24 protein-coding genes are annotated in these 25,974 nt (G+C 60.1%); 9 read left to right on the top strand and 15 right to left on the bottom strand.

Features of this window, described 5'->3' with window-relative positions; genetic code table 11:
• Nucleotides 1-125: 125 nt before the first annotated feature.
• The gene (locus ATY80_RS08475; RefSeq protein WP_088691994.1) at nucleotides 126-1,538 is read right to left on the bottom strand and encodes an FAD-linked oxidase C-terminal domain-containing protein; all 1,413 of its coding nucleotides are present in this window, start codon (nucleotides 1,536-1,538) and stop codon (nucleotides 126-128) included.
• Between the two features lie 108 nt (nucleotides 1,539-1,646).
• Nucleotides 1,647-2,681, bottom strand: a complete 1,035-nt coding sequence (locus tag ATY80_RS08470; RefSeq protein ID WP_088691993.1) for an aldo/keto reductase — start codon at nucleotides 2,679-2,681, stop codon at nucleotides 1,647-1,649.
• Nucleotides 2,682-2,777: 96 nt separating this feature from the next.
• On the opposite strand from ATY80_RS08470, the gene ATY80_RS08465 reads away from it, so the two are divergent.
• Together ATY80_RS08465 and ATY80_RS08460 are read left to right on the top strand one after the other, a co-directional pair.
• Nucleotides 2,778-3,680, top strand: coding sequence for a LysR family transcriptional regulator (locus tag ATY80_RS08465; RefSeq protein ID WP_088691992.1), 903 nt, complete (start codon nucleotides 2,778-2,780; stop codon nucleotides 3,678-3,680).
• A gap of 159 nt (nucleotides 3,681-3,839) precedes the next feature.
• Nucleotides 3,840-4,934 carry an AbrB family transcriptional regulator gene (locus ATY80_RS08460; RefSeq protein ID WP_189637108.1) on the top strand — a complete coding sequence of 365 codons (1,095 nt, stop codon included), beginning with the start codon at nucleotides 3,840-3,842 and terminating at the stop codon, nucleotides 4,932-4,934.
• On the opposite strand, the gene ATY80_RS08455 is transcribed toward ATY80_RS08460, so the two are convergent.
• Nucleotides 4,894-5,781, bottom strand: a complete 888-nt coding sequence (locus ATY80_RS08455) for an AraC family transcriptional regulator (protein WP_088691990.1) — start codon at nucleotides 5,779-5,781, stop codon at nucleotides 4,894-4,896. The genes ATY80_RS08460 and ATY80_RS08455 overlap by 41 nt on opposite strands.
• A 33-nt stretch (nucleotides 5,782-5,814) precedes the next feature.
• Between ATY80_RS08455 and ATY80_RS08450 the strand changes: the two genes are divergently transcribed.
• Nucleotides 5,815-6,222, top strand: coding sequence for a DUF2000 family protein (locus ATY80_RS08450; protein ID WP_088691989.1), 408 nt, complete (start codon nucleotides 5,815-5,817; stop codon nucleotides 6,220-6,222).
• Nucleotides 6,223-6,273: 51 nt separating this feature from the next.
• On the opposite strand, the gene ATY80_RS08445 is transcribed toward ATY80_RS08450, so the two are convergent.
• The 4 genes from ATY80_RS08445 to ATY80_RS08430 form a co-directional block, all read right to left on the bottom strand.
• The gene (locus ATY80_RS08445; RefSeq protein WP_037084427.1) at nucleotides 6,274-6,939 is read right to left on the bottom strand and encodes an OmpA family protein; all 666 of its coding nucleotides are present in this window, start codon (nucleotides 6,937-6,939) and stop codon (nucleotides 6,274-6,276) included.
• A 194-nt stretch (nucleotides 6,940-7,133) separates the two neighbouring features.
• Entirely contained in the window at nucleotides 7,134-8,129 is a 996-nt protein-coding gene (locus ATY80_RS08440) for a flagellin (RefSeq protein ID WP_088691988.1), read from the bottom strand.
• A 249-nt stretch (nucleotides 8,130-8,378) separates the two neighbouring features.
• Complete coding sequence (locus ATY80_RS08435) at nucleotides 8,379-11,531, bottom strand: efflux RND transporter permease subunit (protein WP_088691987.1); 3,153 nt, start codon at nucleotides 11,529-11,531, stop codon at nucleotides 8,379-8,381.
• A complete protein-coding gene (locus tag ATY80_RS08430; RefSeq protein ID WP_088691986.1) occupies nucleotides 11,528-12,694 on the bottom strand; it encodes an efflux RND transporter periplasmic adaptor subunit in 1,167 nt (388 codons plus the stop codon). Before ATY80_RS08430 ends, ATY80_RS08435 begins: the two co-directional genes overlap by 4 nt.
• Before the next feature lie 396 nt (nucleotides 12,695-13,090).
• On the opposite strand from ATY80_RS08430, the gene ATY80_RS08425 reads away from it, so the two are divergent.
• A complete protein-coding gene (locus tag ATY80_RS08425) occupies nucleotides 13,091-15,577 on the top strand; it encodes a UvrD-helicase domain-containing protein (protein ID WP_088691985.1) in 2,487 nt (828 codons plus the stop codon).
• 152 nt (nucleotides 15,578-15,729) lie between these two features.
• Here ATY80_RS08425 and ATY80_RS08420 read toward each other — a convergent pair whose 3' ends face one another.
• From ATY80_RS08420 to ATY80_RS08405, 4 genes are all read right to left on the bottom strand, one after another.
• On the bottom strand, nucleotides 15,730-16,125 hold the full coding sequence (locus ATY80_RS08420) for a hypothetical protein (RefSeq protein ID WP_088691984.1): 396 nt from the start codon (nucleotides 16,123-16,125) through the stop codon (nucleotides 15,730-15,732).
• Nucleotides 16,126-16,469: 344 nt separating this feature from the next.
• Nucleotides 16,470-16,817: a hypothetical protein gene (locus ATY80_RS08415; protein WP_088692062.1), complete on the bottom strand. Its 348-nt coding sequence runs from the start codon at nucleotides 16,815-16,817 to the stop codon at nucleotides 16,470-16,472.
• A gap of 32 nt (nucleotides 16,818-16,849) precedes the next feature.
• Nucleotides 16,850-17,251, bottom strand: a complete 402-nt coding sequence (locus tag ATY80_RS08410) for a DUF488 family protein (RefSeq protein WP_088691983.1) — start codon at nucleotides 17,249-17,251, stop codon at nucleotides 16,850-16,852.
• A gap of 74 nt (nucleotides 17,252-17,325) precedes the next feature.
• A complete protein-coding gene (locus tag ATY80_RS08405) occupies nucleotides 17,326-18,015 on the bottom strand; it encodes an isoprenylcysteine carboxylmethyltransferase family protein (protein WP_245306780.1) in 690 nt (229 codons plus the stop codon).
• 545 nt (nucleotides 18,016-18,560) lie between these two features.
• On the opposite strand from ATY80_RS08405, the gene ATY80_RS08395 reads away from it, so the two are divergent.
• Together ATY80_RS08395 and pncA are read left to right on the top strand one after the other, a co-directional pair.
• The gene (locus ATY80_RS08395) at nucleotides 18,561-19,061 is read left to right on the top strand and encodes a hypothetical protein (RefSeq protein ID WP_088692061.1); all 501 of its coding nucleotides are present in this window, start codon (nucleotides 18,561-18,563) and stop codon (nucleotides 19,059-19,061) included.
• A 394-nt stretch (nucleotides 19,062-19,455) separates the two neighbouring features.
• Nucleotides 19,456-20,082, top strand: coding sequence for a bifunctional nicotinamidase/pyrazinamidase (gene pncA, locus ATY80_RS08385; RefSeq protein ID WP_088691979.1), 627 nt, complete (start codon nucleotides 19,456-19,458; stop codon nucleotides 20,080-20,082).
• On the opposite strand, the gene ATY80_RS08380 is transcribed toward pncA, so the two are convergent.
• Nucleotides 20,083-20,331 (bottom strand): DUF2164 domain-containing protein, encoded by a 249-nt coding sequence (locus ATY80_RS08380; protein ID WP_088691978.1) that lies wholly within the window; start codon nucleotides 20,329-20,331, stop codon nucleotides 20,083-20,085.
• Nucleotides 20,332-20,464: 133 nt separating this feature from the next.
• Here ATY80_RS08380 and ATY80_RS08375 point away from each other — a divergent pair, with 133 nt between their 5' ends.
• Nucleotides 20,465-21,181 (top strand): AzlC family ABC transporter permease, encoded by a 717-nt coding sequence (locus ATY80_RS08375; protein ID WP_088691977.1) that lies wholly within the window; start codon nucleotides 20,465-20,467, stop codon nucleotides 21,179-21,181.
• Nucleotides 21,182-21,183: 2 nt separating this feature from the next.
• Nucleotides 21,184-21,492 (top strand): AzlD domain-containing protein, encoded by a 309-nt coding sequence (locus ATY80_RS08370; protein ID WP_088691976.1) that lies wholly within the window; start codon nucleotides 21,184-21,186, stop codon nucleotides 21,490-21,492.
• Nucleotides 21,493-21,507: 15 nt separating this feature from the next.
• Here the strand turns inward: ATY80_RS08370 and ATY80_RS08365 are convergent, their stop codons facing one another.
• Nucleotides 21,508-23,343, bottom strand: coding sequence for an aminopeptidase P family protein (locus ATY80_RS08365; protein ID WP_088691975.1), 1,836 nt, complete (start codon nucleotides 23,341-23,343; stop codon nucleotides 21,508-21,510).
• Nucleotides 23,344-23,623: 280 nt separating this feature from the next.
• On the opposite strand from ATY80_RS08365, the gene ATY80_RS28880 reads away from it, so the two are divergent.
• Complete coding sequence (locus ATY80_RS28880) at nucleotides 23,624-23,797, top strand: hypothetical protein (RefSeq protein ID WP_183754615.1); 174 nt, start codon at nucleotides 23,624-23,626, stop codon at nucleotides 23,795-23,797.
• A gap of 156 nt (nucleotides 23,798-23,953) precedes the next feature.
• Here the strand turns inward: ATY80_RS28880 and ATY80_RS08360 are convergent, their stop codons facing one another.
• Both ATY80_RS08360 and ATY80_RS08355 read right to left on the bottom strand, forming a co-directional pair.
• Nucleotides 23,954-24,832 carry a 50S ribosomal protein L11 methyltransferase gene (locus tag ATY80_RS08360; RefSeq protein WP_088691974.1) on the bottom strand — a complete coding sequence of 293 codons (879 nt, stop codon included), beginning with the start codon at nucleotides 24,830-24,832 and terminating at the stop codon, nucleotides 23,954-23,956.
• 14 nt (nucleotides 24,833-24,846) lie between these two features.
• Nucleotides 24,847-25,974: an NAD(P)/FAD-dependent oxidoreductase gene (locus tag ATY80_RS08355; protein WP_088691973.1), complete on the bottom strand. Its 1,128-nt coding sequence runs from the start codon at nucleotides 25,972-25,974 to the stop codon at nucleotides 24,847-24,849.

The following is a 25,974-nucleotide window of genomic DNA, read 5'->3' as shown; positions in this document are numbered from 1 at the left end:
TGTGAAGCAGCTTTCGGGCAACATCATGCTCTATTTACTTGATTTGGAGATGAATTCGCCTCATCGCCAGTCAATCTTCCGCTGCGTCAATCTTGGCCATCCCACCATGCAACGGAATTCCCGTTTTAGCCGCGGTGGAATATCTTGCCGGGATTGAAGATATCATCCGGATCGAGCGCCTTCTTGACCTGCCGCATGAGTTCGACCGTACCACCGAGCTCCTCTTCGAGAAATGCCATCTTACCCTGACCGATACCATGCTCACCAGTGCAGGTGCCATCCATTGCCAGAGCGCGAGCGTTAAGCCGGCCGACAAAGGCTTCAGCGACAGCAATGCCCTCCTCCGTCTTGTCGTCGAACAACAGAAGCACATGGAAGTTCCCATCGCCGGCATGCCCGACGATCATCGCCAGCAAACCATGTTCCTCGATATCGGCCTGCGTTTCGCCGATGCAATCGGCAAGACGCGAAATCGGCACGCAGACGTCCGTTGAGAGCGCGGCCATTTCAGGCGCCAGCGCTCGCGACGCCCAGTAGGCATCGTGCCGTGCCTTCCAAAGCTTACGGCGCTCCTCGGCGTTGACTGTCCAAGAGAACTCACCGCCGCCGCATTCGGAGGCGATCTCGGCAAACTGCTCCGATTGCAGGGCAACGGTTTCGTCCGAACCGTGAAACTCGAGAAAGAGCGTCGGTTTTTCCTCGTAACTGAGCTTTGAATAGGCATTGCACGCGCGAATTTGCAGCGCATCGAGAAGTTCGATACGGGCAACCGGAATGCCCATCTGGATGGTCATGATGACAGCATCGCAGGCAGCGCGAACGGTTGGAAACGCGCAGACGCCGCCGCCGATCTTCTGCGGAACACCCTGCAGCCGCAGCGTTACGGAGGTCAAAATGCCCAGCGTGCCTTCTGCGCCGACAAAGAGCCGGGTCATATCGTAGCCGGCGGACGACTTGCGTGCGCGTCGCGCGGTGCGGATTTCCTCTCCGTTCGCGGTGACCGCGGTTACTGCAAGCACATTGTCCTTCATCGTGCCGTAACGCACGGCATTCGTTCCCGAAGCGCGTGTCGAGGTCATGCCGCCGATCGAGGCATTGGCCCCGGGATCGATCGGGAAGAACAGACCGGTATCGCGGAGATAGGTGTTCAGTTCCTCCCGCGTCACGCCGGGCTCGACGGTACAGTCGAGATCCTCAGCATTGACTTCAAGAATCCGGTTCATTCGGCTGAAATCGATCGATATACCGCCGTTGGGCGCGTTGACTTGCCCCTCCAGCGACGAACCGGTGCCAAAGCCGATGACCGGCACCTTATGTTCGGCACATATCTTCACCGCAGCCTTCACGTCGTCGGTACTCTCGGCAAAAAGCACGCCGTCTGGCAGCTGCGCCGGGATGTAGGTGGTGGTATGTGCGTGCTGCGCGCGAAAGGCTTGACCGGTCTGGAAGCGCTCACCGAAGCTCTGTTTCAGAACGCCGAGAACGGCAGCGATGCCAGCCTCGTTCCGTGTTCCGGTCTTTGCATCTTTGAGCGCCATCTCTTTGATCTCCTTCCCCTTCGCTGCCGGAAGGCACGTTGGTATGAGACAAGAGACGGCGCCTGTCCAGTACAAGATTGGGAAGAACGGTTCCCTGCCGAGTGCCGCTTAGACCAAGGGCGGATTGAGCCGCGCGAAGGCCTCCTGTCTGCGGTACGGGAAGTACGGATAGGGTGCGGTCACGGCACTCGCCTTATCGAGCCTTTCCACCTGTTCCTTCGACAAGGACCAGCCGACAGCACCGAGATTCTGGCGCAATTGTTCCTCGTTGCGCGCGCCGATGATGACGCTGGAAACGGTTGGACGACCGATCAGCCAATTGAGGGCGATCTGCGGGACGGTCTTGCCCGTCTCTTCGGAAATCTCGAACAGCACGTCGACGATATCATAAAGCTTCTCATCATCGACCGGCGGGCCGTAGTCCGCCGTCTGGTGCAACCGGCTGCCCTCCGGCAACGGTTGGCCACGCCGGATCTTCCCGGTGAGACGGCCCCAGGCAAGCGGACTCCAGACCAACGCGCCGACGCCCTGGTCGGCAGCCAGTGGCATCAGTTCCCATTCGTAGTCGCGGCCGGCAAGAGAATAGTAGACCTGATGCGCAACATAGCGCGGATAGCCATGCCGCTCCGAAATCCCGAGTGACTTCATCAGCTGCCATCCCGCGAAATTGGAGACGCCAACATAGCGGATTTTTCCCGCAGCGATCAGCCCATCCAGTGTTGCGAGCACTTCCTCGATGGGTGTCGAGGCATCGAATGCATGAAGCTGCAGCAGATCGATATAGTCGGTCCCAAGCCGTTTCAATGCCTCGTCTGTCGAGCGGATGAGGCGCGAGCGCGACGTTCCCCACTCAGCAGGTCCATCGCCCATCGGCAACGCGATCTTGGTTGAGACCAGTACTGCATCGCGCCGGCCGGCGATCGCTTGGCCAAGGACCTCTTCGGAGGCACCGCCCGAATAGACATCTGCCGTATCGAAGAGGTTGACGCCCGCCTCCAGCGAAATGTCGATCAGGCGCCGGGCTTCGGCTGCGTCCGTATTGCCCCATGCACCGAAGAGCGGACCCGAGCCTCCGAATGTTCCCGCGCCAAAGCTCAAAACCGGCACCCTGAGGCCCGATGCGCCGAGATTTCTATATTCCATGGTCGGTCTCCTGTTGTGGACTTCAGAAGAGATAGACACTGAATCTACGGTGATATAGATTGCCGGAAGGAAAACCATCCATGAATTGAAGTCATCATGAGCAGGCAAGACATCAATCGCTCCGGCGAAATGGAAGTCTTCGTGCGCGCTGTCGAACTCGGCGGCTTCACGGCCGCTGCCCGCGCCTGCCGCATGACACCGTCCGCTGTAAGCAAGCTTGTGGCAAGACTCGAGGCCCGCCTTGGCGCTCGCCTCGTCAACCGTTCGACCCGCAAACTGCATTTGACGCCGGAAGGCTCCGCCTTTTACGAGCGCAGCGTTTCCATTCTTGCAGACATAGCGGAGGCCGAACGCTACGCATCATCAGGCGAACAAGCCACGGGCCCCATCCGCATCAACACCAGCGCCTCCTTCGGCCACCATATTCTTGCGCCGCTGGTTTCCGAATTTCTGGCGCTCAATCCCGCCGTCACGCTCGACATCTCGCATACCGACGCCATCGTCGATCTCGTCGAGGATCGAGCCGATGTCGCGATCCGCGCCGGACCGCTGAAGAGCTCCAGTCTCATTGCGCGCAAGCTTGGCTTCACCCGCAAGCTGATCGTGGCATCGCCGGATTATTTGAAGCGCGAAGGCGAACCAAAGACCATCGCCGACCTGAAGCGTCATCGCCGCGTCGGCTTTTCCTATACGCGCAGCGTTCAGGGCTGGCCCTTGCTCGATGGTGGCGAGACCATTGCGCTGCCGATTACGCCGGGCGTCCAGGTGGGTGACGGCGAAGCGATGCGATATATGGCGCTATCAGGTGCGGGGCTTGTCCGCCTCGCCACCTTCACCGTTCGCGCCGATCTCGAGGCCGGGCGGCTGGTCCCGGTTCTCGAAGACATGAACCCCGGCGACATCGAGGAATTCTACGCCGTCTACATTGGCCAGGGCGGCCCGTTGCCGGCTCGCGTGCGGGCGCTGCTCGACTTCCTGGCGGAGCGCGTCAGCCTCTGACACTGCGAAACCGGCAGGAATTCGCAATTGACCGCTTCCCCGGCTGACGCCTATATCGACGCATATCCTCCGGTCTCCGGCCGGCCTCTTTTGCCACCAGTGCGGCTCCCTGCTTCGACTGATCGCGGTTCCAGCATTGGCAAGATATGCATGGGAATCATGCCGTTGTACGACGCCAGCCGTTTCTTTCGATACGCCAGCCTGCCGCGATGGATTCTCCTGCTCAGCATCTCGACCCTGCTTGTGGTCGGGCTTGAAATGCTCGGGCTACCAGCCTCGCTTCTTATCGGCCCGATGGTGGCGGCAATTATCCTTGCCCTATCCATCGGCCCCGGATCGCTTCGCGTCCCGCGCTGGCCGCTCCTCTTCGGGCAAGCGCTCGTCGGCTTTCTGATGGCGCGCGCCATCACCGTCGATATCCTGAAGACGATGGCGACCGATGCGCCACTCTTTCTCGCGATGATCTTCTCCGTCATCGTCGCCGCGGCCGGTCTTGGCTGGCTGCTGACGCGCTGGCAGGTCTTGCCGGGAACGACGGCGGTCTGGGGTTCCTCGCCAGGGGCAGCCTCCGCAATGGTCATCATGTCCGAAGCCTATGGCGCCGACGCCCGTCTCGTCGCGTTCATGCAATATCTCCGTGTGGTCTTCGTCGCTGTGGCAGCCTCGGTCGTCTCCCGCCTCTGGGTTGCCGCAGATGGTGGCGAGCCGCCGGCATTCATTCTCTTCCCCCCGGTCGACTGGCCGGCGCTGGCCGCCACTGTCGCCCTCACATGCTTGTCCGCCTACATTGCTGTGCGCTTTCGCATTCAAGGCGGCACGATCACTGTGCCGCTGGTGGTCGGCTCGCTGCTCCAGGGCTTCGGTCTGCTCACTATCGAGCTTCCGCTATGGCTTCTGGCAATCAGCTATGCGCTGATCGGCTGGAACATCGGGCTGCGTTTCACCCGTGGCATCGTCATGCACGCCGCTCGTGCCCTGCCCCGCGTGACCGCCTCAATCCTGCTGCTGATGTCGATCTGTGGCTGCATGGCCCTTGCACTGCACAAATTCGCGGGCGTCGATCCGCTCACGGCCTATCTTGCCACTAGCCCCGGCGGCGCGGATTCCGTGGCGATCATCGCTGCGTCGAGCGACGTGGACGTGCCCTTCGTGATGGCTATGCAAACCGGCCGCTTCTTGCTGATCCTGTTTACTGGCCCAATGCTGGCTCGCTTTATCGCGCGCCGATCCGGCCTTGCGGAGAAGCCCGTTTAAGGCTCGCCCATTGGCCGGGCGTCAAGCCATAGGCTTTCTTGAAATGGCGGGTCAGATGGCTTTGGTCTGCAAAGCCCGTGGCAGCCGCCACATCCGAAAGCCCGTCGCCTGCGCCGATCAAGGTACGCGCCTGCTGCAGCCGCCGCATGAGCAGATAGCGATGCGGACTTGTTGCAAATGCGGCCCGGAAATGCCGCGCGAGGGAAAAGCGGTCGAGGCCGGTGACGGTCTCCAACTCGCCGGATCGCACAGCTTCCGTGGCGTGCGCTTCGAGATAGTCGCGCGCCAATCTTGCGCGCTGCCACGCCAAATTGCCGAGCGGACGCTGCGGGGTCTTCGCAAGCCTTGCAAGTCCGCCTGCAACGCGCGAAACGAAGTCGTCGACGAACAACTCGTCGAGCTCGCGATCCAGCTCGCCAAGCGCTGCGAGCAGCGTGCCTGCCAGGATGGGATCCCAGATGACAGGGTCGTCGACGAAAGGCAGTCCGATCCTCTCAGCAGCCAGGCATTCGAGCAGTAGCGCCGGCTCAAGATAAAGCATGCGATATTGGAGCACGTCATCGGTGCCAGCTCCACCATCATGCTCTTCATCCGGATGGAGCACGAGCACTTGCCCCGGCATGCTGAAGCGCCGCTCACCGCGATAGGAGAAAGTCTGCACACCCTTTATCGTGACGCCGAGAGCATAAGTATCGTGGCGATGCGGCTCGAACGCCTTGCCAGAAAACTGCGCTTCCATCCGCTCGATGCCGGGAAAGCCCGGCGCAATTACGATCCCGTCTGTGCCGGGCTGCGTGCACAAACGTTCAAGACCCTCGAAGGCATGACTGTTTACATCCTGGTCCAACGCGACTTTCGAACCCGCATGAAAGAGACTGGAATGTTTGATACCAAAATTGCGATCGTCCTGCGAAACAATCTTGCATCCTGGCAGAAGCTGAACGTCACCGCTTTCCTGATGAGCGGAATTGCCGGGCAGAGCCCCGAGATCATCGGTGAATCGTACAAGGATCGCGCTGGCAATCTCTACAATCCGCTGTCCATCCAGCCGATTATCGTACTGTCGGCCGAGGACGAAACGATGTCGGCAATCCACCGCCGCTCCCTGGAGCGCGGCGTGACCTCATCGCTGTTCATCGAAGAGATGTTCGCAACCGGCCACGACGCCGCCAACCGGGCCGTCTTTGCCGAATATGCACCTGACGATGCCAAGGTTGTCGGCATAGCCATCAGGGCCGAAAAGAAGATCGTCGACAAGATCACCAAGGGTGCGACGATGCATCGATAACGAAAACGGCCGGGCGTTGACCCGGCCGTTTTTCTTGACTGAAAATGTGGATCAGCTCTGGGTGACAGGCGCGATCTGGATTTCAACGCGGCGGTTCTGCGCGCGACCAGCTTCCGTAGCGTTGGAAGCAATCGGCTGCGACGGACCGAAACCGACGGCAGAAACACGGCGCGGATCGATGCCCTGCGTGCCGAGATAGTCGGCAACCGACATGGCGCGGCGCTGTGACAGATCCTGGTTGTGCTGCAGGCTGCCGGTGGAGTCGGTATGACCGTTCACGTCGATAAGGGTGCGGTTGAACTTGCGCAGGACGATCGCGACAGAATTCAGCGTCGGATAGAAACCAGCCTTCACGGCATCCTGGTCAACATCGAACGTAATGTTGGACGGCATGTTCAGGATGATGTTGTCGCCGCGGCGGGTCACCGAGATGCCGGTTCCCTGGAGCTGAGCGCGCAGTTCGGATTCCTGCTGGTCCATGTAATTGCCGATCGCACCACCCGCGAGCGCGCCAACGCCGGCGCCGATCAGCGCAGCATTGCGACGTCCAACCGGCGAGCCGCCGACAGCCAAGCCGGCAAGCGCGCCAACGCCTGCACCCAGCAGCGCCCCACCTGAGGTGTTCGACATTTTCTGCTCGCCGGTATAGGGGTCGGTGGTGGTGCAGGCACTAAGGTAAGTTGCAGCAACAGACAAAAGTATGAATTTCTTGATCATGGACAGGCTTGTCTCCAATTCGGTGTTGATGCGACCAGTATTAAGGATTGCGGCAACAAGATGAAACAGATGCTTCAGATACCGGAAATTGAGAAAAATGCACAGCTACTGCGGATCGTAAGCCACAGTGGCGGGCCGAGCAGTCATGTCGCCCGTTGGAACACGGGCGACGCGTCGCTTATCAAGACAACCTGTCAGAAGTTCTGGAAGAGTTGGCGAACTTTGTCGTAGCTGGCATTGGCGATGTTCAGTGACTGCAAACCTAGCTGCTCCTGCGTCTGCAGGGCCCGCAGCCGGCTTGACTGCTCCTCCATGTCCGCGTCGATCAGGCGGCTGATGCCGCGGGAATAGGAATCGTCCAGCGACTGCGCGAAATCGCTCTGGATACTAATGCGCTTTTCGAGTGCGCCGAAGGCCGAGCCGACTGTCGTCATCTGGTTCAGCATCCTGTCGACGACGGTGATCATCTCCGTCACCTGCGCCTGGGTCGTCGTGCTCGAAACCCCAATTTCGACTTGCCCTGCCGTATTGCCGGCCCCCTTCAGCATCACATAGTTTTGCGAGGCGCCGGCCTCGGTGGCAAAATACTGAGAGGTCAGAGCGCCATATTCGCCGGAACCAGTCGTGCGGTCATCGATCAGGTAGCGCGCATCCTGAGATGTAGTCGCACCCACCGGCGCTAGATCGGCCTCGTAGCTTAGCATGTCGACCTTCACCGTTCCGTCGGGATAGCGGATGAAGGAAGACGGGATCTGCCTCGGCTTTGATGGATCGGCAGAATCGTCGATCGCAACCCAGTTGTCGCCATTGAACTCTGCCGACTGCGCAACCGATCGCAGCTGATCTTTCAGCTGGGTGATGTCAGTGTTGATCTTGTCCTTGTCGACGCCGGACTCGGTCGCTGCGACCAGCTTCGCCTTGATCTCGCTGACGAGATCGATCGCGCTGTCGACCGCGTTGTAAGCTGTGCCCATGGTGGCAGCCGCGAGGCCAAGGGCATCGCCAATGGCCGACTGGGCTTTCTGATCGGTTTTCAACGTCGAACTTATCGCCCAGTAGGCGCCATTGTCGGATGCTTTTTCCACTCTGAGGCCAGTAGAGACCTGCCTCTGGGTCTTGGTCATATCGCGACCGATGTCACGCAAAACATATAGCGCGGCATCCACCGAAGTGCGCCGATAAATGCTCAAGGTACTGTACTCCGAACACAACAATACACTGATACAAGCGAACCGTACCGCGAACGATCATTGTCCGGGAGCGCCTGAACGAGGCACCAAGGCGGTCCTCTGAAAACGCTGGAGGACCTATCGGCTTCAGTTGGAATGATTGCTGCCCATGCTTAAAAAACATCTAAAGTTCAGAGTAAATTCATCCAATCCTACAAGTTTTCATAAACTATAAGTCGCAGCCTTTGCCCGCCAGGGCAGCGGGCGGCTTTACTCCGCCGCTTGCAGTCGGCCCGCCTTTGGTGCCGGGGCGCGCGAGGCATGCGCCATTTCTTCGTGGAGGCGTTCTTCCTCGTGAGCATGCGGCTTCGCGAAGCGGGCAATCAGCAGGTAGGCGACCGGCGTGATGTAGAGCGTCACAAGTGTCGCAAAGCCGAGCCCCCCGACGATGACCCAGCCGAGTGCGATACGCGCCTCCGCGCCGGCCCCGTGCGCAAAGACCAGCGGGACGCCCCCGAGGATGGTCGCGATCATCGTCATCATCACAGGGCGTAGACGCAGCGCACACGCCTTCTCGATCGCCGTGCGTACTTCCTCGCCACGATCGCGTAGCTGGTTGGCGAATTCGACAATAAGAATGCCGTTCTTCGCCATCACGCCGACAAGCAGAACAAGACCGATCTGGCTATAGATATTCAGGCTCGACCCGGTGATAACAAGCGCGAATACAGCGCATGCGAGCCCGAGTGGTACCGTCGACATGATGATGACCGACGACAGGACGCTTTCGAACTGCGCGGCCAGAACCAGGAAGATGATGACGATGGCAAAACCGAAGGTCAGCGCCATGCCACTCGAATTCTCCTCCAGCGTTGCCGCCTCGGCTAGTGGGACGAGACGGGCGCCCGCGGGCAGGACCGACTTGGATATCTCGGTCACTTCCTTGACCGCGTCTCCCAGCGAGAGGCCGTTCTTCAAACCGGCTGTGATCGCCACCGACGCAACCTGCTGTTCGCGGTTCAGCTGCGGCGCGACCGAGCCTTCCGTCAGCGATGCGATCACCGACATCGGAACGATCTTGCCGTCGCCCGTCTTCAGGAACACGTTCTCGAGATCAGTCGGATCGTCGAGCGGTCGGGTGTTCGAGGTGAGCAGCACGGGATAGGCTTCCCCCTTGACAAAAACATCGACGACCGACCGGCCCTCCAAAAGCGACTGCATCGCCGTTGAAAGACCCGTGATGTCGATGCCGAGATCGGACGCGCGCTCGCGGTCGATCGTCACCGACACCTGAGCCTGTGTCGGCTCGTTGGTCAGTCGCGGCGTGTCATAGTGGCCCGTCGCGTCGAGGACCTGCACCAACCGAGCGGCCGCGACAGTCAGCGCCTCGTGGTCGTTGCCGACAAGCGCCATCTGCAATCCATTGCCGGCGCCGCGAATGCGCAGGCTGTTCGACTGGATCGCATTGCCGCGCAGCGCCGGGACCTTTGCCGCCGCCTGGTTGATGTCGGTAACAATCTCCGCCTGCGTGCGTTGGCGTTCACCCCATGGCGCCAGTGTCAGTACCATGAAGCCGCTATTGACCTGCCCGCCCTGCCCTGAGATCGAAAAGACGTTGCTGATATCGCCGCTGTCGACGAGCGGTTGGAGATACTCTTCGACCCGTTGCATCTTGTCGCGGGTATATTCGAGACTGGAGCCTTGCGGCGTCGTCAGGCGCATCATCACGAGGGCGCGGTCTTCGTTAGGCGTCAGTTCGCTGCGAACTGTCTGGAACGCGAGAACAGCTGCTCCCGCGAAAAGCATGGATGCAACGATGACCACGAGTGGTGCATTCAGGCAGGCATGGAGCGACCAACGGTAAGCATTCGCGAACCAGGTTCCGAAACGACCGAGGATACCGTGATCCTCGAGCATTTCCTTCGTCAATATTCGCGACGCCAGCATCGGACATAAGGTCAAGGCGACGATCGATGAGAGACCAACCGAGAAAGCCAGCACGAAGCCGAACTCGCGAAACAGGCCGCCCACCTGCCCCGGCAGGAAGGACAGCGGAATGAAGACCGCGGCAAGCGTCGCGGTCGTGGCGATGACAGCAAAGAACACCTCGCGCGTGCCAAGCACAGCAGCCGCCCGTGGCCCCATGCCTTCCGAGCGGCGGCGCACGATGTTTTCGAGGACGACGATCGCGTCGTCCACCACGAGACCCGTCGCCAGTACGATCGCGAGTAGCGTCAGGATGTTGATCGAGAAGCCGACGAGATAGACCGCTGCCAGCGTTCCGATCAGTGCAACCGGCATACTGATGGCAGGGATAATCGTCGCGCGCCAGTCCCTCAGAAAGAGATAGATGACGCCGGTGACGATGACGGCGGCCAGAATCAGCGCCAGCACCACTTCATGAATCGCGCCCTGGATGAAGACGGCGTCATCGCTGGTGATGGCGATCCGTGTGCCCTCGGGAAGCGTTTTTGAAAGCTCAGCGACGGCGTCCTTGATGCCGTTCGAGATATTCAGCGTATTCGATTGTGCCTGGCGGATGATGCCGAGGCCGATGCCGGGAACGCCGTTGGAGCGCAGCGCAGTCTGCCCGTCGCGTGGTCCGAGGGTAACATTCGCCACATCGCCGAGACGCACGTGGTTCTGCAGGATGACGTTGGAGAAATCCTCCGGCGTCTGCAGGCTTGCCATCGCACGCACAACGATCGTCTGCGTCGGGCTCTTCAGCGATCCGGCCGGCACGTCGAGTGCAGCGCTGGAAAGCGCCTTCGTCAGATCGCCAACCGTCAGCCCGCGACTGGCCAGTTCGCTCTGGTTGACGTCGACACGGAAGACCTTCTCCTGGTCGCCGTAGGTTTCGACATCGGCAACCCCGTCGACCGAAGCAAGCCGATCGATGACCTGGTTTTCGACGAGAAGGGTCAGATCGTCCATGTTGAGTTTGGACGAGGTGACGGCAAGACGCATGATCGGTTGAGAATCGGAATCCGCCTTGACGATCTGCGGTGCATCCGCCTCCTCAGGCAGACGATCGGCGATACGACCGATGGCGTCGCGCACATCGTTCGCCGCAACGGCGAGATCGACCGAGTCGGAAAATTCGAGTGTCACGCGGCTCTGGCCGAACTGAGAGCTGGACGAAATAGACTTGAGGCCACTGACACGGGCGGCCGCGCCCTCGATCACCTTCGTCAGTTCCTGGTCGATCGTCTGTGGAGAGGCACCGTCGAACATGGTGCGAACCGTCACGACAGGCCGGTCGACATCAGGCAGTTCGCGCACTTCGATCCCGGCATAGGCCGCAAGGCCGGCGACGATCATGAGGGTATTGAAGACCAGCGCCAGGATCGGGCGCCGGACGAACAGCGCGGTAAAGGTCTGCTTGCCGGAAGCCGGCTTGTCCTGCATCTCGATCACGTTCATTGCGTGGCAGGCTCCGAGTTCGACGCGACTTCGTTGGCAACCCGCACTGCACCGCCTTCACGGACGCGCTGCAGGCCTTCGGTAACGATCGCGTCGCCGTCCTTCAGATCGGCCTTGACGAGAATGTAGTCGGGGTTGCGCTGCACTATGCTGACGCGCACCTTGCCGGACTTGCCGTCGACAACCCGCCAGACAAAGGCCCCTTGAGAATCCCACTGCACCGAGAGCGGATCGACTGCCGGATACTGGTCGCCCCCAAACTTCATCCCGACGTTGAACGACATGCCTGCGCGCAGTTCGTCCGATGCGTTGTCGATGCGGGCCCGCACGCGCATCGTGCGGCTGGCGGCGTCAATGCGATTGTCGATCGCTTCGACCCCGCCCGAGAAAACGCGACCAGGCCGAGCGACCGATGTTGCCTCGACCGGCTGGCCGACCGTGATCGTGTTGGCGAAGCGCTCCGGCACCCAATAGTCAACAAGAATTTCAGTCCGGTCGTCGAGGGTCGCGACCGGTGTGGTCGTCGAGACGTTATCGCCAACATTGACTGGAATGATACCGACGATGCCATCGATCGGCGCAACGATGCTGCGGCGCTCAAGATTGAGCTCGGCGGCCTGCAGTTGCAGCCGCGCACCCTGCTCCGCGATCTCGGCATCGAAGACGTCCATCCGCGACACGCTGGATTTGATGTTGTGGTAGAGGCTGGACTTTTCGATAGCGCTCTTCAGCGCAACGTCCGCCTGCCCGCGGGCGATGACCTGCTCTTCGCTATCGAGCTTTGCCAGCACCTGACCCTTGGTGATCTTGTCACCCGACTTGATCAGGATCTCGCGGATCGTGCCGCTCGCCTGCGGCATCACCACGACGGAGTGAATGGCGTCACCCGTGCCGATGGCGCTCAGCCGATCATTGACGATGCCACGAACAACGGCTTGTGTGGCGACCAGAACGGGCGCATGGGCCCCGCCGCTGCGGCGCCTTGATTGTCCCTCTGCGTTAGCCGCAGGCTGCGGCGCCGCCGTCCCGGGCGCCAGCTTGGAAACCTCAGCGAAACCGGCCTTGCGTAGCGTCTCTCCAGCACCCGGCACAAAGTAGACCCATCCGGCAGAGCCGGCCGCAATCACGACAAGGCAGATTATAAACTGCTTCCAAAATGGCATTCGCGTCTCCAGAGGGACTCGAGGCTGGTCCAGGGTCTATCGAAAGAGGCGTTCGCAGGACAAATTGCCGCACGTCTGCGACAATATTGTCCCTTTGCTGATCACCGGCAAGCGAATTGACCCTTGATTACTGAATTGTAATTCAAGACTGAGTTACCACCGACGCATCTCCCAGCCGCTTGCATCCGTGTTGTAGAGTTCGCCTTCAAGGTCAAATAGCGGTTTTGTTTTCTGACCCGTAGCGACGATGGCGCTCGCTCCAGCGGCATGCGCAAGCAATTCCCGCAATCCAGCGCTCTTGCATAGCTGACATAGACTGAGGACCGCGACCCGAACGGGAATGAAAGCAGAACATCTTTTCTGGTCTTTCCAACCCGAATCACTACATTACGCGCCATGAGCAATAGTTTCGACGATATCCCTTTCTTCGATGAAGAGCCGGGCGGGCCGCCGCGCAAGCAGCCGGCCCCTGCCGCTCCCGCTTCCGGAGGGCTCGCCGCCCGCGCCATGGCCGCTCGCGATGGCGGTAAGCGCCCCGATTATCTTTCTGGCCTGAATCCGGAACAGACCGAAGCCGTCGAAACGCTGGAAGGCCCGGTTCTCGTGCTCGCCGGCGCGGGTACGGGCAAGACACGCGTCCTGACCACCCGCATCGCCCATATCCTGAACACCGGCCGTGCATTCCCCTCGCAGATCCTCGCCGTGACCTTCACCAACAAGGCTGCGCGCGAGATGAAGGAACGTATCGCCGTGCTCGTCGGCGGCGCTGTCGAGGGCATGCCCTGGCTCGGCACATTTCACTCGATCGGCGTCAAGCTTCTGCGCCGCCATGCCGAACTCGTCGGCCTGCGCTCCGATTTCACGATCCTCGACACCGACGACGTCGTCCGCTTGATCAAGCAGCTCATCCAGGCGGAAGGCCTCGATGACAAACGCTGGCCCGCCAAGCAGTTTGCCGGCATGATCGACACCTGGAAGAACAAGGGCCTCGCCCCGGGGGACATTCCGGAAGGCGACGCCCGCGCCTTCGCCAACGGCAAGGGCCGCGAACTCTACTTCGCCTATCAGCAACGGCTCTCGACGCTGAACGCCTGCGATTTCGGCGATCTCCTTATGCACCCGATCGCGATTTTCCGCAGGAACCCGGATCTTCTCAAGGAATATCACGGCCGCTTCCGCTACATTCTCGTCGACGAGTACCAGGACACCAACACCGCCCAATACATGTGGCTGCGGCTGCTTGCGCAGCGCCCCAAGGGCGAGCCGCAAAACGTCTGCTGCGTCGGCGACGACGATCAATCGATCTATGGATGGCGCGGCGCCGAGGTGGACAACATCCTCCGCTTCGAGAAGGATTTCCCGGGCGCCAAGGTTATCAAGCTGGAGCGTAACTACCGGTCAACGGCACATATTCTTGGTGCCGCAGGCCATCTGATCGCCCACAACGAGGGCCGCCTCGGCAAGACCCTCTTCACCGACCGCAGAGATCCTGAAGACATCAAGGTCCAGGTGCATGCCTCATGGGATTCCGAGGAGGAAGCCCGCGCCATCGGCGAGGAAATCGAGCAGCTTCAACGCGGCGATGACAGCGGCAAGCGGCATCTGCTGAACGACATGGCGATTCTGGTCCGCGCCTCATTCCAGATGCGCGAGTTCGAAGACCGCTTCGTAACCCTCGGCCTCAATTATCGCGTCATCGGCGGCCCCCGCTTCTACGAACGCCTCGAAATCCGCGACGCCATGGCGTATTTCCGCCTCGTCGCGCAGCCTGCCGACGACCTAGCCTTCGAGCGCATTATCAACACCCCGAAACGCGGTCTCGGCGATACGACCGTGCGCGCGCTTCACGACTATGCCCGCGCCCGCGACATTCCGATGCTGGCGGCTGCGGCCGACATGATCGAGACGGACGAGCTGAAGCCGAAGGCGCGCAAGGCCCTCTTCGACGTTATACAATCCTTCCGCCGCTGGCAGGAAATGCTTGAAAACACGGCGCATACCGAACTCGCCGAGCAGATTCTCGAGGAGTCGGGCTACACCGACATGTGGAAGAACGACAAGTCGGCGGATGCGCCGACCCGCCTCGAAAACCTGAAGGAACTGATCCGCTCGATGGAGAGCTTCGAGTCGATACGCGGCTTTCTCGAGCACGTCGCGCTGGTCATGGACGCCGAGCAGAACGAAAATCTCGACGCCGTCTCGATCATGACGCTGCATTCCGCCAAGGGCCTGGAGTTCGATACTGTCTTCCTGCCCGGCTGGGAGGAAGGCCTGTTCCCGCACCAACGTTCGCTCGACGAAAGCGGCCGCGCCGGTCTCGAGGAAGAGCGCCGCCTCGCCTATGTCGGCATCACCCGCGCCAAGCGGCGCTGCCATATCTGGTTCGTCTCGAACCGCCGCATCCACGGCCTCTGGCAATCGACGATCCCGTCGCGGTTCCTTGACGAACTGCCGGAAACGCATGTCGAAGTTGCGGAGACGGAGCAGAGCTATGGCGGCTATGGCCGGGGCGGCGGTTACGGCCAGTCCCGCTTCGACAAGGCCGATCCCTTCGCCAACTCCTCCTATACGACGCCCGGCTGGAAGCGCGCCCAGCAGAACAAGACGGACGCCACCCGCGACAACTGGGGCACCCGCTCCGGTCATGCCGTCGAACGCATCGGCTACGGCGAAAGCGGCCCGCGCGGCCGCACCATCGACGGCGAACTGGTGGCAAAATCCACCGCCACGGAACCCTCCAAATTCAAGACCGGCGACCGCGTCTTCCACCTGAAATTCGGCAACGGCAACATCGTGGAGATCGAGGGCAACAAGCTGACGATCGAGTTTGATCGCGCGGGACAGAAGCGCGTGCTCGATGGGTTTGTGGAACGGGTCTCCTAAAGCGAAGCCCGCCGGTTCGCAAAGCCCTATGAGCCCCTAGCGATACTGCAAGGCGCCCCTCACCCATTCGTGACTTCGTATGCCGTCGCCTCCCCCGTGTAGTGGGCCTCGTTTGCGCAGCTGCGGATCCAGCGCTAAAGCCTTTCTAGAATTTAAGAGGCACGTAGCTTCTTCTGTTCATTCAGTGCCGATACAAAGTGGAACGCAGACACCGGAACAGCACCGAACGCAAACTGGCGCAACGTCGAAAGGAAGTTGGACTGCAACTCGGGCTCTATGAAGCCGCCGAACATCACCATAAATGCGGCAAAAACCAAACCCTGCAGAATGGCGTATTCAGCTATTCGGGCTAAGGATCGTTCCCGCAGGTTTTCGGGCGGAAAGAAACCAGCTAGTCCCTTCATCGCAAGCAAAAGGAGCGGAAACAGCAAACCAACCTTGAAGAGACTGGTCAGCGAGGAGGTCTCCTCAGTGAGGTACAAGCCCAGTGGAATGACAAACGCGGGCACGAGAAAGAAAAGATAGTCTCTGAGCACCTGGTTTTTCACTGTTCAGCTCCATATTTTGTCAATCAAAGATTGTAGTTTCCTGCAAATTGCTGTCAACGGACTGTGTGCTCGAAATTCTTTGTCAAACCGAAGACACGCTTTCCCGTAATCCCTGAGTTCGCCCTCTGGCTATAGAGTGCCCCTCGACCCCGAGTTCCTTGCATACTGAACCCCCACGCGCACCAATCGCGGGAGAGAAGGAGGACGCAGACGACGTTATTCGCTATCTTTGATCGTTGCCGTCCCGTACTGTCCGACCATCGCCTTTGCCTGCAACGAGATCGTTCTCGGACCTGATACCGAAGATACGCAAACGAGCCAGTCCGCGCTGGCGTGGCGCCCCTTCACCCCAGGATCGGCATCGACCCCAGCCCCAGTATGTCGTTGAGTAATGCCAGCCCGATCCCGGCGGCGACAATGGCGATCCCGATCAAAAACAGCCGCCTGGCCCGATCATATTTGGCGGCGATGAGCGAATCCCTGGCCAGCAGATCGGCGAAGACCTTGACTTGCAAGGCAATCCCTGCCGTCAGCAGCAACATCGGCAGGATATCGATCCGGCTCCAGTCATTCGGATTCGAAGCCCAGCTGCTCACGAAACTCAGGGAAAAACCGAGGATGATGCCGGCAGCCGTCAGCGAGCCGTTGCGAAAGGTCGCATCGATCTTCTCCTCTGGACTGGGCTCGGTCATTGGCTTTGGCGCTGGGTGATCCTCTGCAGCCATTAGGCGCAGCCCTCCGCAGCAAAAGCCGCGCCGCGTTCTTCAAGCAGGCGCCGCAATACGCTCCGATGGCAGTGCTTCTCGTTCTCGCAATAGCAGCCGATTGAAAAATGGCTGGCATGCGAAAGCGTGGCGAGCAGGTCGAGCACATGGCTCGCCTCCGGCACTTTCATTTCCTTCGTGAAGCTGCGCACGAAGGCCGCCCATTCAGCGTCCGTAGTCGCTGCCTTCGCTTCGGTCACCAGCGCCTGGCTCGGCGAAAGGACCGGGAGCCAGACGTCATAATAGTTGCGGCTGGAAAACTCTTCCTTCGGCACGCCCCGGGGCGGTCGCCGGACGGTGCCGATGCGTACGCCCTCGCCCTTTGCCCGCGGCGAGCCCAATTGAACGACACTGATAGCCACTGCGCCCTCCCTCAACCTGACGCGATATTTACCGCAAGGGTCGCCTCCTCACCAGTCCGCCTCGGTTTGATGCGTCACCAGATCCCCGGCAACAAGCGCCATCGGATCTCGTTACGATACTCGGCATAACCGGCCAGATTCCTAACAAGATACTTCTCCTCATCAAGCAGCCGTGCGACCAGACCGCCAATGACGGGGAACACGACGAGCACTCCCCAATAAGAACCGAGCGCCAGAGGCACACCGAAAAACATCGCCAGCGCCGAGGCATACATCGGATGGCGCACCACACCGTAGAGGCCGGTCGAAATCACCCGCTGCTCCGCCGTCACGCCGACTGTCGCCGCGGCAAACGAATTCTGCCGAAGCACGAAGAAGCAGCCGATAAAGCCAGCTGCGATCAATGCGTTGCCGAGAAGTACGAGGGAGCTCGGCACAACCGACCAGCCGAACCTGTGGTCCAGCGCCGAAACCACGAAGAGCGCAAGGATCGCGATGCTGTTAAAGGACTGTATGCGCTTCTGCGACGGCTCGCGTTCCGCCGCCGGTCCGACGCTCATGCGCTTCCGGACCAGAGCCGGGTCGCGCTTGACGAAGTAGGCCGTAAGGGCTGCGCACCACCCGCAGAAATGTACGAGAAACAGCCAGCCTTGCCAGTAAGATAGGGATCCCGCAGCTAGAAAGATCATTACCAGCATGACGAGACAAAACATGACCGTCGCCACCGTTGCTTGCCGGCCGATACTCTGAACGCTACTCACCATCATCGTCACCGCTCGCGCCTTGGTAGCGCGAGATCTCCTATCGGATAGATTGGCTGCATTGCGGGCGCGTCAATGGCGCACCAAGCGCTTTCGCGCGATCATGGTGGAAGAGTGCAACCACCCGAAAGCTTGGATCAAGACTGCTGGCTGTCGGAAAAGCGGCCAGGCGGACTTCCACGAGACGCATTCGGATTGAGTCGAGAGCCGATCTTGCATGGCACAAGCGTCGCCTTCGCCATGCGAGATCGACAAAATGCCGCAGGCGGACCGCCAACGCTGAAGCGCCTCAAAATGGCAAATCCGAGTAAGAACGCGACCGACGAGAGTGAGAACACCCCCGCCGGAGGCAAATCACTGGCCGGCAAAGCCAAACAAATCAACGGGATGTGATAGGTTGACGAAGGTTAACTCGCTTCACCCAGCCCGTCAATCGGGCGAAATTCATCATGATATTCCCGCTTTGACGTGGTGTGCAAATCGCCCTAGCCCCTTTGTGTCTGCCCATGAAAGGCGGATTTCACGATGAACTTGCAAAGGAGGTTCAAGTGACCAGTGTTTCCTCTATCGGGAGTGGCCTGTCCCAATACAGCTCCCTTTCCAGCCTCGACAAGAATGGCGACGGCATCATTTCAGCCGATGAGCTCGCTGCCGCCAACAGCAACTCGACATCCACTTCGTCGACGAAACCTGCGACGTCCACAAGCAGTGACGATGGCGCCAGTGTCACGCAGAAGATCGCCGGCGACATCCTGTCGATCATGCTGCAAATGCAGGAGTCGAGCGCGAGCGATGACGATAGCAACACCGACGACGGCTCCAAGGGCATTCTCGCGTCTTTGGACGCCAACGGCGACGGCAAGCTGACAAGCGACGAGATCCTTTCCGCCGACACCTCCAGCATTGCGTCCAGCGCTTCCGGTTCTGACGATCCGATACTCGCTGAAGTGCTCGATGACATGCAGACGGCTCTGCGCGCCTATCAGAATACCTACGGTTCGTCAGCCGCAGCCGACACCGGTAGCAACGACGAAGTTCAGACAGCCTGACCGATCGTTGACGGCTCCGCCGGGGGAGCCGAAAATGATCGGCGCAATTGATCGCGACAGCGCATTTTTGCCGCACGCATTCAAAGTCACGCTTCCCTTTGCCTCGAGCCGAGGCCAAGGACGCGAAAACGCACATTTCATTGAGATCAACCAGTGGCCCGATATCGAGCCGTCATCTCCGTCGAAAGCAAGGCGCAATAGAAATGGTTGCCGACACCATTGGCACATCTCGCAGCCCGGTTGCCGGTTCTGTGCTATGCTTGCATCGCCTTTTACGGGCTGACGGACCCGACCTTTTCAAGGCTCGCTCCGCCCCTGCGGCGAAGCGTCTCGGCGCTTGCGCCTTCGTTCGGCCCTTGGCATGGTGCAATGCAAAATCGTGGGAGTCGCACCGATGAAAGCCTTGCTTCTAGTCGATATTCAGAATGGCTTTTGCCCGGGCGGCAATCTTCCGGTTCCCCACGGCGACGAGGTTGTCCCCATCGCAAACCGGCTGATCGAGAGCGGCAAATACGACCTGATCGTCGCCTCCCAAGACTGGCATCCGCCCGGCCATGGCAGTTTCGCCTCCTCAAATCCCGGCAAGAAGCCATTCGAACTGGGCACACTGTCCGGCAAGCCACAGATGATGTGGCCGGACCATTGCATTCAGGGCACGGCGGATGCGGAACTGCATCCCGACCTCAAGATGGGCAAGATCGATCTCATCCTGCAGAAGGGCGAGAATCGTGGCGTCGACAGCTACTCGGCCTTCCGCGACAATGATCAGGACGCGCTCACGGGGCTCGCCGACTTTCTCGAAGGCCAGGACGTCACGGAACTCGATCTTTGCGGCCTCGCAACCGACTATTGCGTAAAGTTCTCGGCATTGGATGCGACCGAAATGATGCCTGGCGTGCGGGTTCGCCTCATCGAGGACGCCAGCCGCGGCATTACCTCGGAAGGCGTTGCAGCGGCAATCGAGGAGATGCGCGCACGCGGCATTGACATCGTCACCAGCCGCCAAATTCTGGAAGGCTGATCACTCCGTCGCATTCCGTTGCAACTGATAGACGTCCTCGGAAAAGTCATCCATACGTCTGGCGAGCGCGACTTGCGCGTCTTCAAGCCCCTTCTTGTAGTAGGTGGCGCCAACTTCCTTCGCAAAGAATTCGAGAACGAACTCCGCTTTCAGGAGGCCGATCGGCTGGTACAGTTCTCTGTCGAAATAATGCTGGATCCGCGCGATGAGTTCAGCCTTTTCCTCTTTCGAAAATTCGATCTGGTCCATCTTTGCTCCTCGAACGGAAATCAGTCGCGCGTGCATCGTTCAGCGAAATCGATCGTTCAATCAAGGAAATTTGCTTGCGGCAAATACTGCCTGTCCTTAGACGAGTGACAAAATTCCAGAAGGATTATCGCTGATGACTCGCGCTCATTTTTTCGACGGTTTGCGCGGTGGCTCGGCCGTAGCACTGGCCTCGGCCCCCTTCGGGGCGTTGTTTGGAGCGCTCGCGGTCGATAACGGCATGTCGCTCTCGGAACTGACCTTTATGAGTGCCACGGTCTATGCCGGCGCGAGCCAGATGGTCGGCATCGAGCTCTTTGGTCACAACGTCCAGGCGTGGCTGATCGTCGCCTCCATCCTGGCCGTCAACTTTCGCCATGTCCTCTATTCGGCGGCACTCGCCCCATATATCAAGCACTTCTCGCCGCTACAGAAATTCTTCACGTTTTTCCTGCTGGTCGATCCGCAATTCGCGGAAACGGTCAAACGGGGCGAAGCAGGCAAGCCGGTCACCTTCGTCTGGTATCTCGGCTTCGGCATCATCATCTACATACCCTGGGTCCTGGTAAGCCTGCTCGGCGGATTGCTCGGCAGCTACATCGGCGACCCGAAGTCGATCGGCCTCGACATCCTGCTGCCCGCCTATTTCCTCGGCATCGTCCTCGACTTCCGTCATCGCGACAATTTTGTCCCGGTCGCTTCTGTTAGCGCAGTCGCCTCCGTCATCGCCTACCGCTACGTCGGCTCGCCTTGGCACGTCAGCCTGGGTGCCGCGGCGGGCATCATCCTTGCCGCCCTGTTCCCGCCTCCGCCGCACGAGCAGGAACTCGAATCCGATCTGCACGAGGTATAACGATGGCCTTCGATCTTCACATGGCTCTCGTGATCGCCGCGGCGGCTGTTGCAACCTACGCAACCCGGATCGGCGGCTATATCCTCATCACCACGATGAAGCGCATTCCGCCGCGCATGGAGGCCGCGCTGGCCGCAGTCCCCGCCGCAGTCTTGACGACGCTTGTTGCGCCGGCCTTCTTCATCGGCGGCTGGGATTCGAAGCTCGCCCTGCTCGTGGCGCTCATCGTCGGTCTGCGGGCCTCGCACACCTGGATGCTGATTGTCGCCTGGCTCGTCGTCATGAGCTGGCGTCACACGATCGGCATGTGACGCCAGCGGCGATTCTCAATATTCCAGCGGCAGGGTCGCGTTCTCCAGCCATGCCTTGACGTCGTGGTCGTGGATCAGTGGCATCAGCGCCTCGCGGCTGCGCTGATGGTAGCTATTGAACCAATGCAGCTCGTCATGTGTCAGAAGTTCCGGAATAACCAGGCTGCGATCGATCGGGCAGAAGGTCAGCGTCTCGAAACCGAGCATCGACATGTCACCGCCGTCGATCGCCTCTGCCTCGCGGACATATATCAGGTTCTCGATACGGATTCCGAAGGCGCCGGGCCTGTAATAGCCCGGCTCGTTCGAGAGAATCATGCCTGGCAGTAGCTCCTGCGTCGAGAGCCTGGAGATACGCTGCGGCCCTTCATGCACCGATAGATACGAACCAACGCCGTGGCCGGTGCCATGGGCGAAATCCGCCCCTGCTCGCCAAAGCGCGATGCGGGCCAGCGGATCGAGGTCGCAGCCGCGCGTGCCCTTCGGAAAGCGCGCCGTGCTGATCTGGATCATTCCCTTCAGCACCAGCGTGAAGAAACGCTTGTGTTCTTCAGTGACCGACCCGATACCGACCGTGCGCGTAATATCCGTCGTGCCGTTGATGTACTGGGCGCCGGAATCGATCAGGAAGAGCTCTCCAGCCTCAAGCTTGCGGTTCGTTTCCGTTGTCACGCGATAGTGCATGATGGCCGCGTGTTCACCGGCACCGGAGATCGTGTCGAAGGAGATGTCCTTCAGCGGGTTCTGCATACTCTGGCCGACGCGGGCGCGTGCTGCTTCCAGCTTCTCCGCCACCTCGATTTCGGTCACGGTCCCCGGCTTCGTCTGCGACAGCCAGTAGAGAAATTCGACCATCGCCGCGCCGTCCTGCAGATGCGCGGCTGCGGAACCGTTGATCTCAACGTTGTTCTTGACGGCTCGCGGTAGCTTGGCGGGATCATTCCCTTCGACGACCTCACCACCTCCCTTGCGAATAATCTCCGCCAAGGCATGCGAGGTAAGGTCCGGATCCGCGAGAACTCGACCGCCATCCTTCCCAACCGCTGCCAGCCTCTTTTCGAGTTCCGAGGGAGGAAGCTGCGTACACATCTGCGCGAGATAGGCCTCGGCCTCGATACCAGTTTTGCGCTTATCGAGGAAAAGGTCCGCCTTACCGTCGGCATAGATGATTGCACGCGCCAGCGGGTGCGGCGTATGCGGCACGTCGGCACCGCGAATATTGAAGATCCAGGCGACCGAAGACGGATCCGCGATCAGCGCCGCCTTCAGGTTCTTCTTTGCAAGGTCAGCTGCGATCGCTGCGATCTTGTCGGTTGCGAGCACGCCCGCCTGCACGATGTTCTGGATCGTCACCTGCCCGAGCGGCTCCTGCGGCCTGTCGCTCCAGAGCTTGTCGAGAGGATTGTGAGGCAGGATAACGAGGGAACCGCCAATCTCGGCAAGCGCCTTTTCAAGTCGCCGCACCTCTGCGCCGGAATGCAGCCAGGGATCGATACCGAGGCGCAGTCCGTTGGAGCCGTTCTTCGCAAGCCAGGCATAAGGCGGTTCGTTCACAAGATCTCCACCGGTGAAGACGGAGTTGTCCACCTGCTCGGCAAGTTGCGTCACGTAGCGTCCGTCCACGAAGACGATCGCCGCCGAACGCGTCACCAGCGCGACGCCAGCCGACCCCGTGAAGCCCGTCAACCATGACAAGCGCTCCGAACAAGCCGGGACATATTCCCCGTTGAACTCATCGGCGCGCGGCACAAGAAAGGCGTCGATACCAAGCGCATCAAAACTTGCGCGCAAAGCCGAGACGCGATCGCGGCCGAATTGTGGCGTCGAGGTGACTTCAAAAGACTGGAACATGCTCAATAACCTGGTTTGTGTACGAATCCCTCACCGAAGGGATTCGGCTATGTTATCGGAATTTCAGGCGAATACGAGAAATTCGCGGAGTGATGCTTAAGCGAAAGCCGCCCAATAATTCGGCGGAAATGAGGCGCCGATTCAGAAACTGGCACGCTTTATGCATTCAACGCATGGCTCCCATGAATGAAACCCTCTCCCTCAACTTTTCTAAATCGCTATATAGGCACCATCAAACGGGTTCGAGACGAACCTGAAACGAAACAAAAGGAATTCAGATATGACTGCCCCTCTGTCGCGCTTCGCTTACAGCAGCCCGGTGCAGGCTGGCGAGCGCCAGACTGTGCGTCACATCATCGGCTCGCGCCGTCCGCTGCATGAGGATACCCTCAAGATGCTCGGCGCCGGCCAAAAGGTTACGCGCCATCAGGTCGCAACCAGCTACGCGTTCTGAGCAACTCGCCGCTCCCTTCTCCTCCTCCCTCACGGGACCGGCGATCAGAACAAGTGGAAGCCCGCTCGAGCGCTCCTCCTCCTTCGAGCTCGCGGGCATGACCGGGAAACTGGTCTCAAGGCGGTGCCATTGGCACCGCCTTTTCTTTTGCCCATCTCAGGGGCGGTCGAGATGGATCGTCACCCAACCGTTGCGCCAGATCGTGCGGACATGCCGCAAATGCGCACCATTATAGGCCGCGAGCACCTTCCAGCGCTGCGAGGCCAGAATACCGGAGAGGATAACGGAACCGCCTGGCGCGAGGTGATTGACGAGCTGTGGCGCCATCTTGATCAACGGTCGCGCCAGGATATTGGCGATAATCAGATCGAAAGGACCGTTGGCCGCAAACGTGGTCGAGTGAAACCCCGGCGCCGTCGCGGTTGAGATACCCGAAGCGATCCCATTGGTTCTGATGTTCTCGGCCGCGACCCGCGTTGCGATCGGGTCGATATCGGTGGCGAGAACCGGAATGTTCCGCAGCTTCCTTACGGCAATCGCCAGAACGCCGCTGCCGGTTCCGAGGTCGAGCGCATTCCGTACCGGGCGGGAGCGAAGAACACGATCGATCGTCTCTAGGCACCCGGCCGTCGTCCCGTGGTGACCGGTACCGAATGCCTGGCCCGCATCGATCTCGATAGCAATGTCGCCGGGCCGCACCTTGTCGCGGTCGTGTGAGCCATGGACAAGAAACCGCCCTGCCCGAACCGGCTTCAGCCCCTCGAGTGATTTCGCGACCCAATCGACATCCGGGATAATCTCACGTTTGACCTTGGCGTCGGGAAAGCTCGTCTTCAGTGCTTCCTCGACACGAGACCGAACTTGCGCCTCGTCCTCGCGCATCATGTAGACCGAGGCTTCCCAAATGTCCTTCTTCTCGTCGATCTCAGTCGTCGCGATTGCGAAGTCTTCTTCGCCGAAGACATCGGACAGCAGGTCCAGAATCTCACCTGCCTGCACTTCGGTCGTCGTTACATAAAGGCGTATTTCGCTCACAGTCGGTCTTTCTTCTATAGGGCGCCATCGATCCAGGGCGGCGACTGCGTATCATATCCCGACACGCTGCGGAGCAATTTTTGCGAGAACGCAGGTATCCGCAAAATCAGCGGCACGGCAAGATTGCGGATCGCGATTGCTATCGGATTGCTCATGGTGATTAACGATGTCAACTGGTACGTCTGCTTCAGCACTGTTTTGACGGCCGGCATCCTGAGTTCGGTATACTCTCTCTCCCGCCCGTCGGAGATTAGCCAGGCGAGCCAGCACGCGTCCTCAATCCCAAGGTTCATGCCGCGCGCACCGGCTGGCGAATGTACGTGCGCGGCATCGCCGGCCAGAAACACGTTGCCCTTTGCCATCGCGTCGACGTGGCGGAAGTGAATTCGAAAATCGGATGCCCATACGCGCTCGGCGACAGGCGCGGGATGTTGAATGCGGCTTTCGAAATCCGGGAGCGTCGAGATGTAGCGCAGCACATCGCGCGTAACAGGAATACGCCCGATAATACCGGGATCGACCAAGCTGATCTCGGCAAAGCCCGGGTCGATCGGCGCAGCATAACGAAAGTCGGCCAGATAGAAGCTACTCTCCAGCGACTGCCCAGGATAATCGATGCCCACGGCTTTGCGCACCGCCGAATGGGATCCGTCCGCCCCGATCACGATACCGAAATCGGTGGTTTCCACCGAGCCGTCAGCCTTTCGCAGCGTCACCTGCGGTTTCGCAAGGTCGCCGGAAACCGTCTCCACGACGGTTTGCCACTCCGGAACGATCTCGTAATCGGAGAGCTTGCCAAGCAGCAAGCGCTCTGTATGTCCCTGCGCCAATGCGTAGATCGCGCCGTAGGGACCGCGAAGCCTGGTCGTGTCGAGGTCGACTAGCTGTCTCGCCTTAGCCGTGATCCGGAACCGCGCGATCTGCTGCGCTTCTTGCAGTATGGCATCCGTCACGCGGGAGGGTGAAAGCAGCGTCAGCGTCCTTGCATTGACGCCAAGTGCGCGGCTTTCCGTGAGCGACACAGGCCCGGCATCGCTATCGACGATGCGCGGAAGGTGTCCGCGCCGGGCCAGTTCAAGAGCGGCAGTCAGACCAGTCGTACCGGCCCCGGCGATCAAGATGCTGCGATGCCCTGACGCCAT

Origin of the sequence: Rhizobium sp. R711, assembly GCF_002211365.1 — a bacterium.
Lineage (GTDB): Bacteria > Pseudomonadota > Alphaproteobacteria > Rhizobiales > Rhizobiaceae > Rhizobium.
The sequence above is the reverse complement of the archived record's forward strand: the minus strand, read 5'-3'. Positions and strand labels throughout refer to the sequence as shown.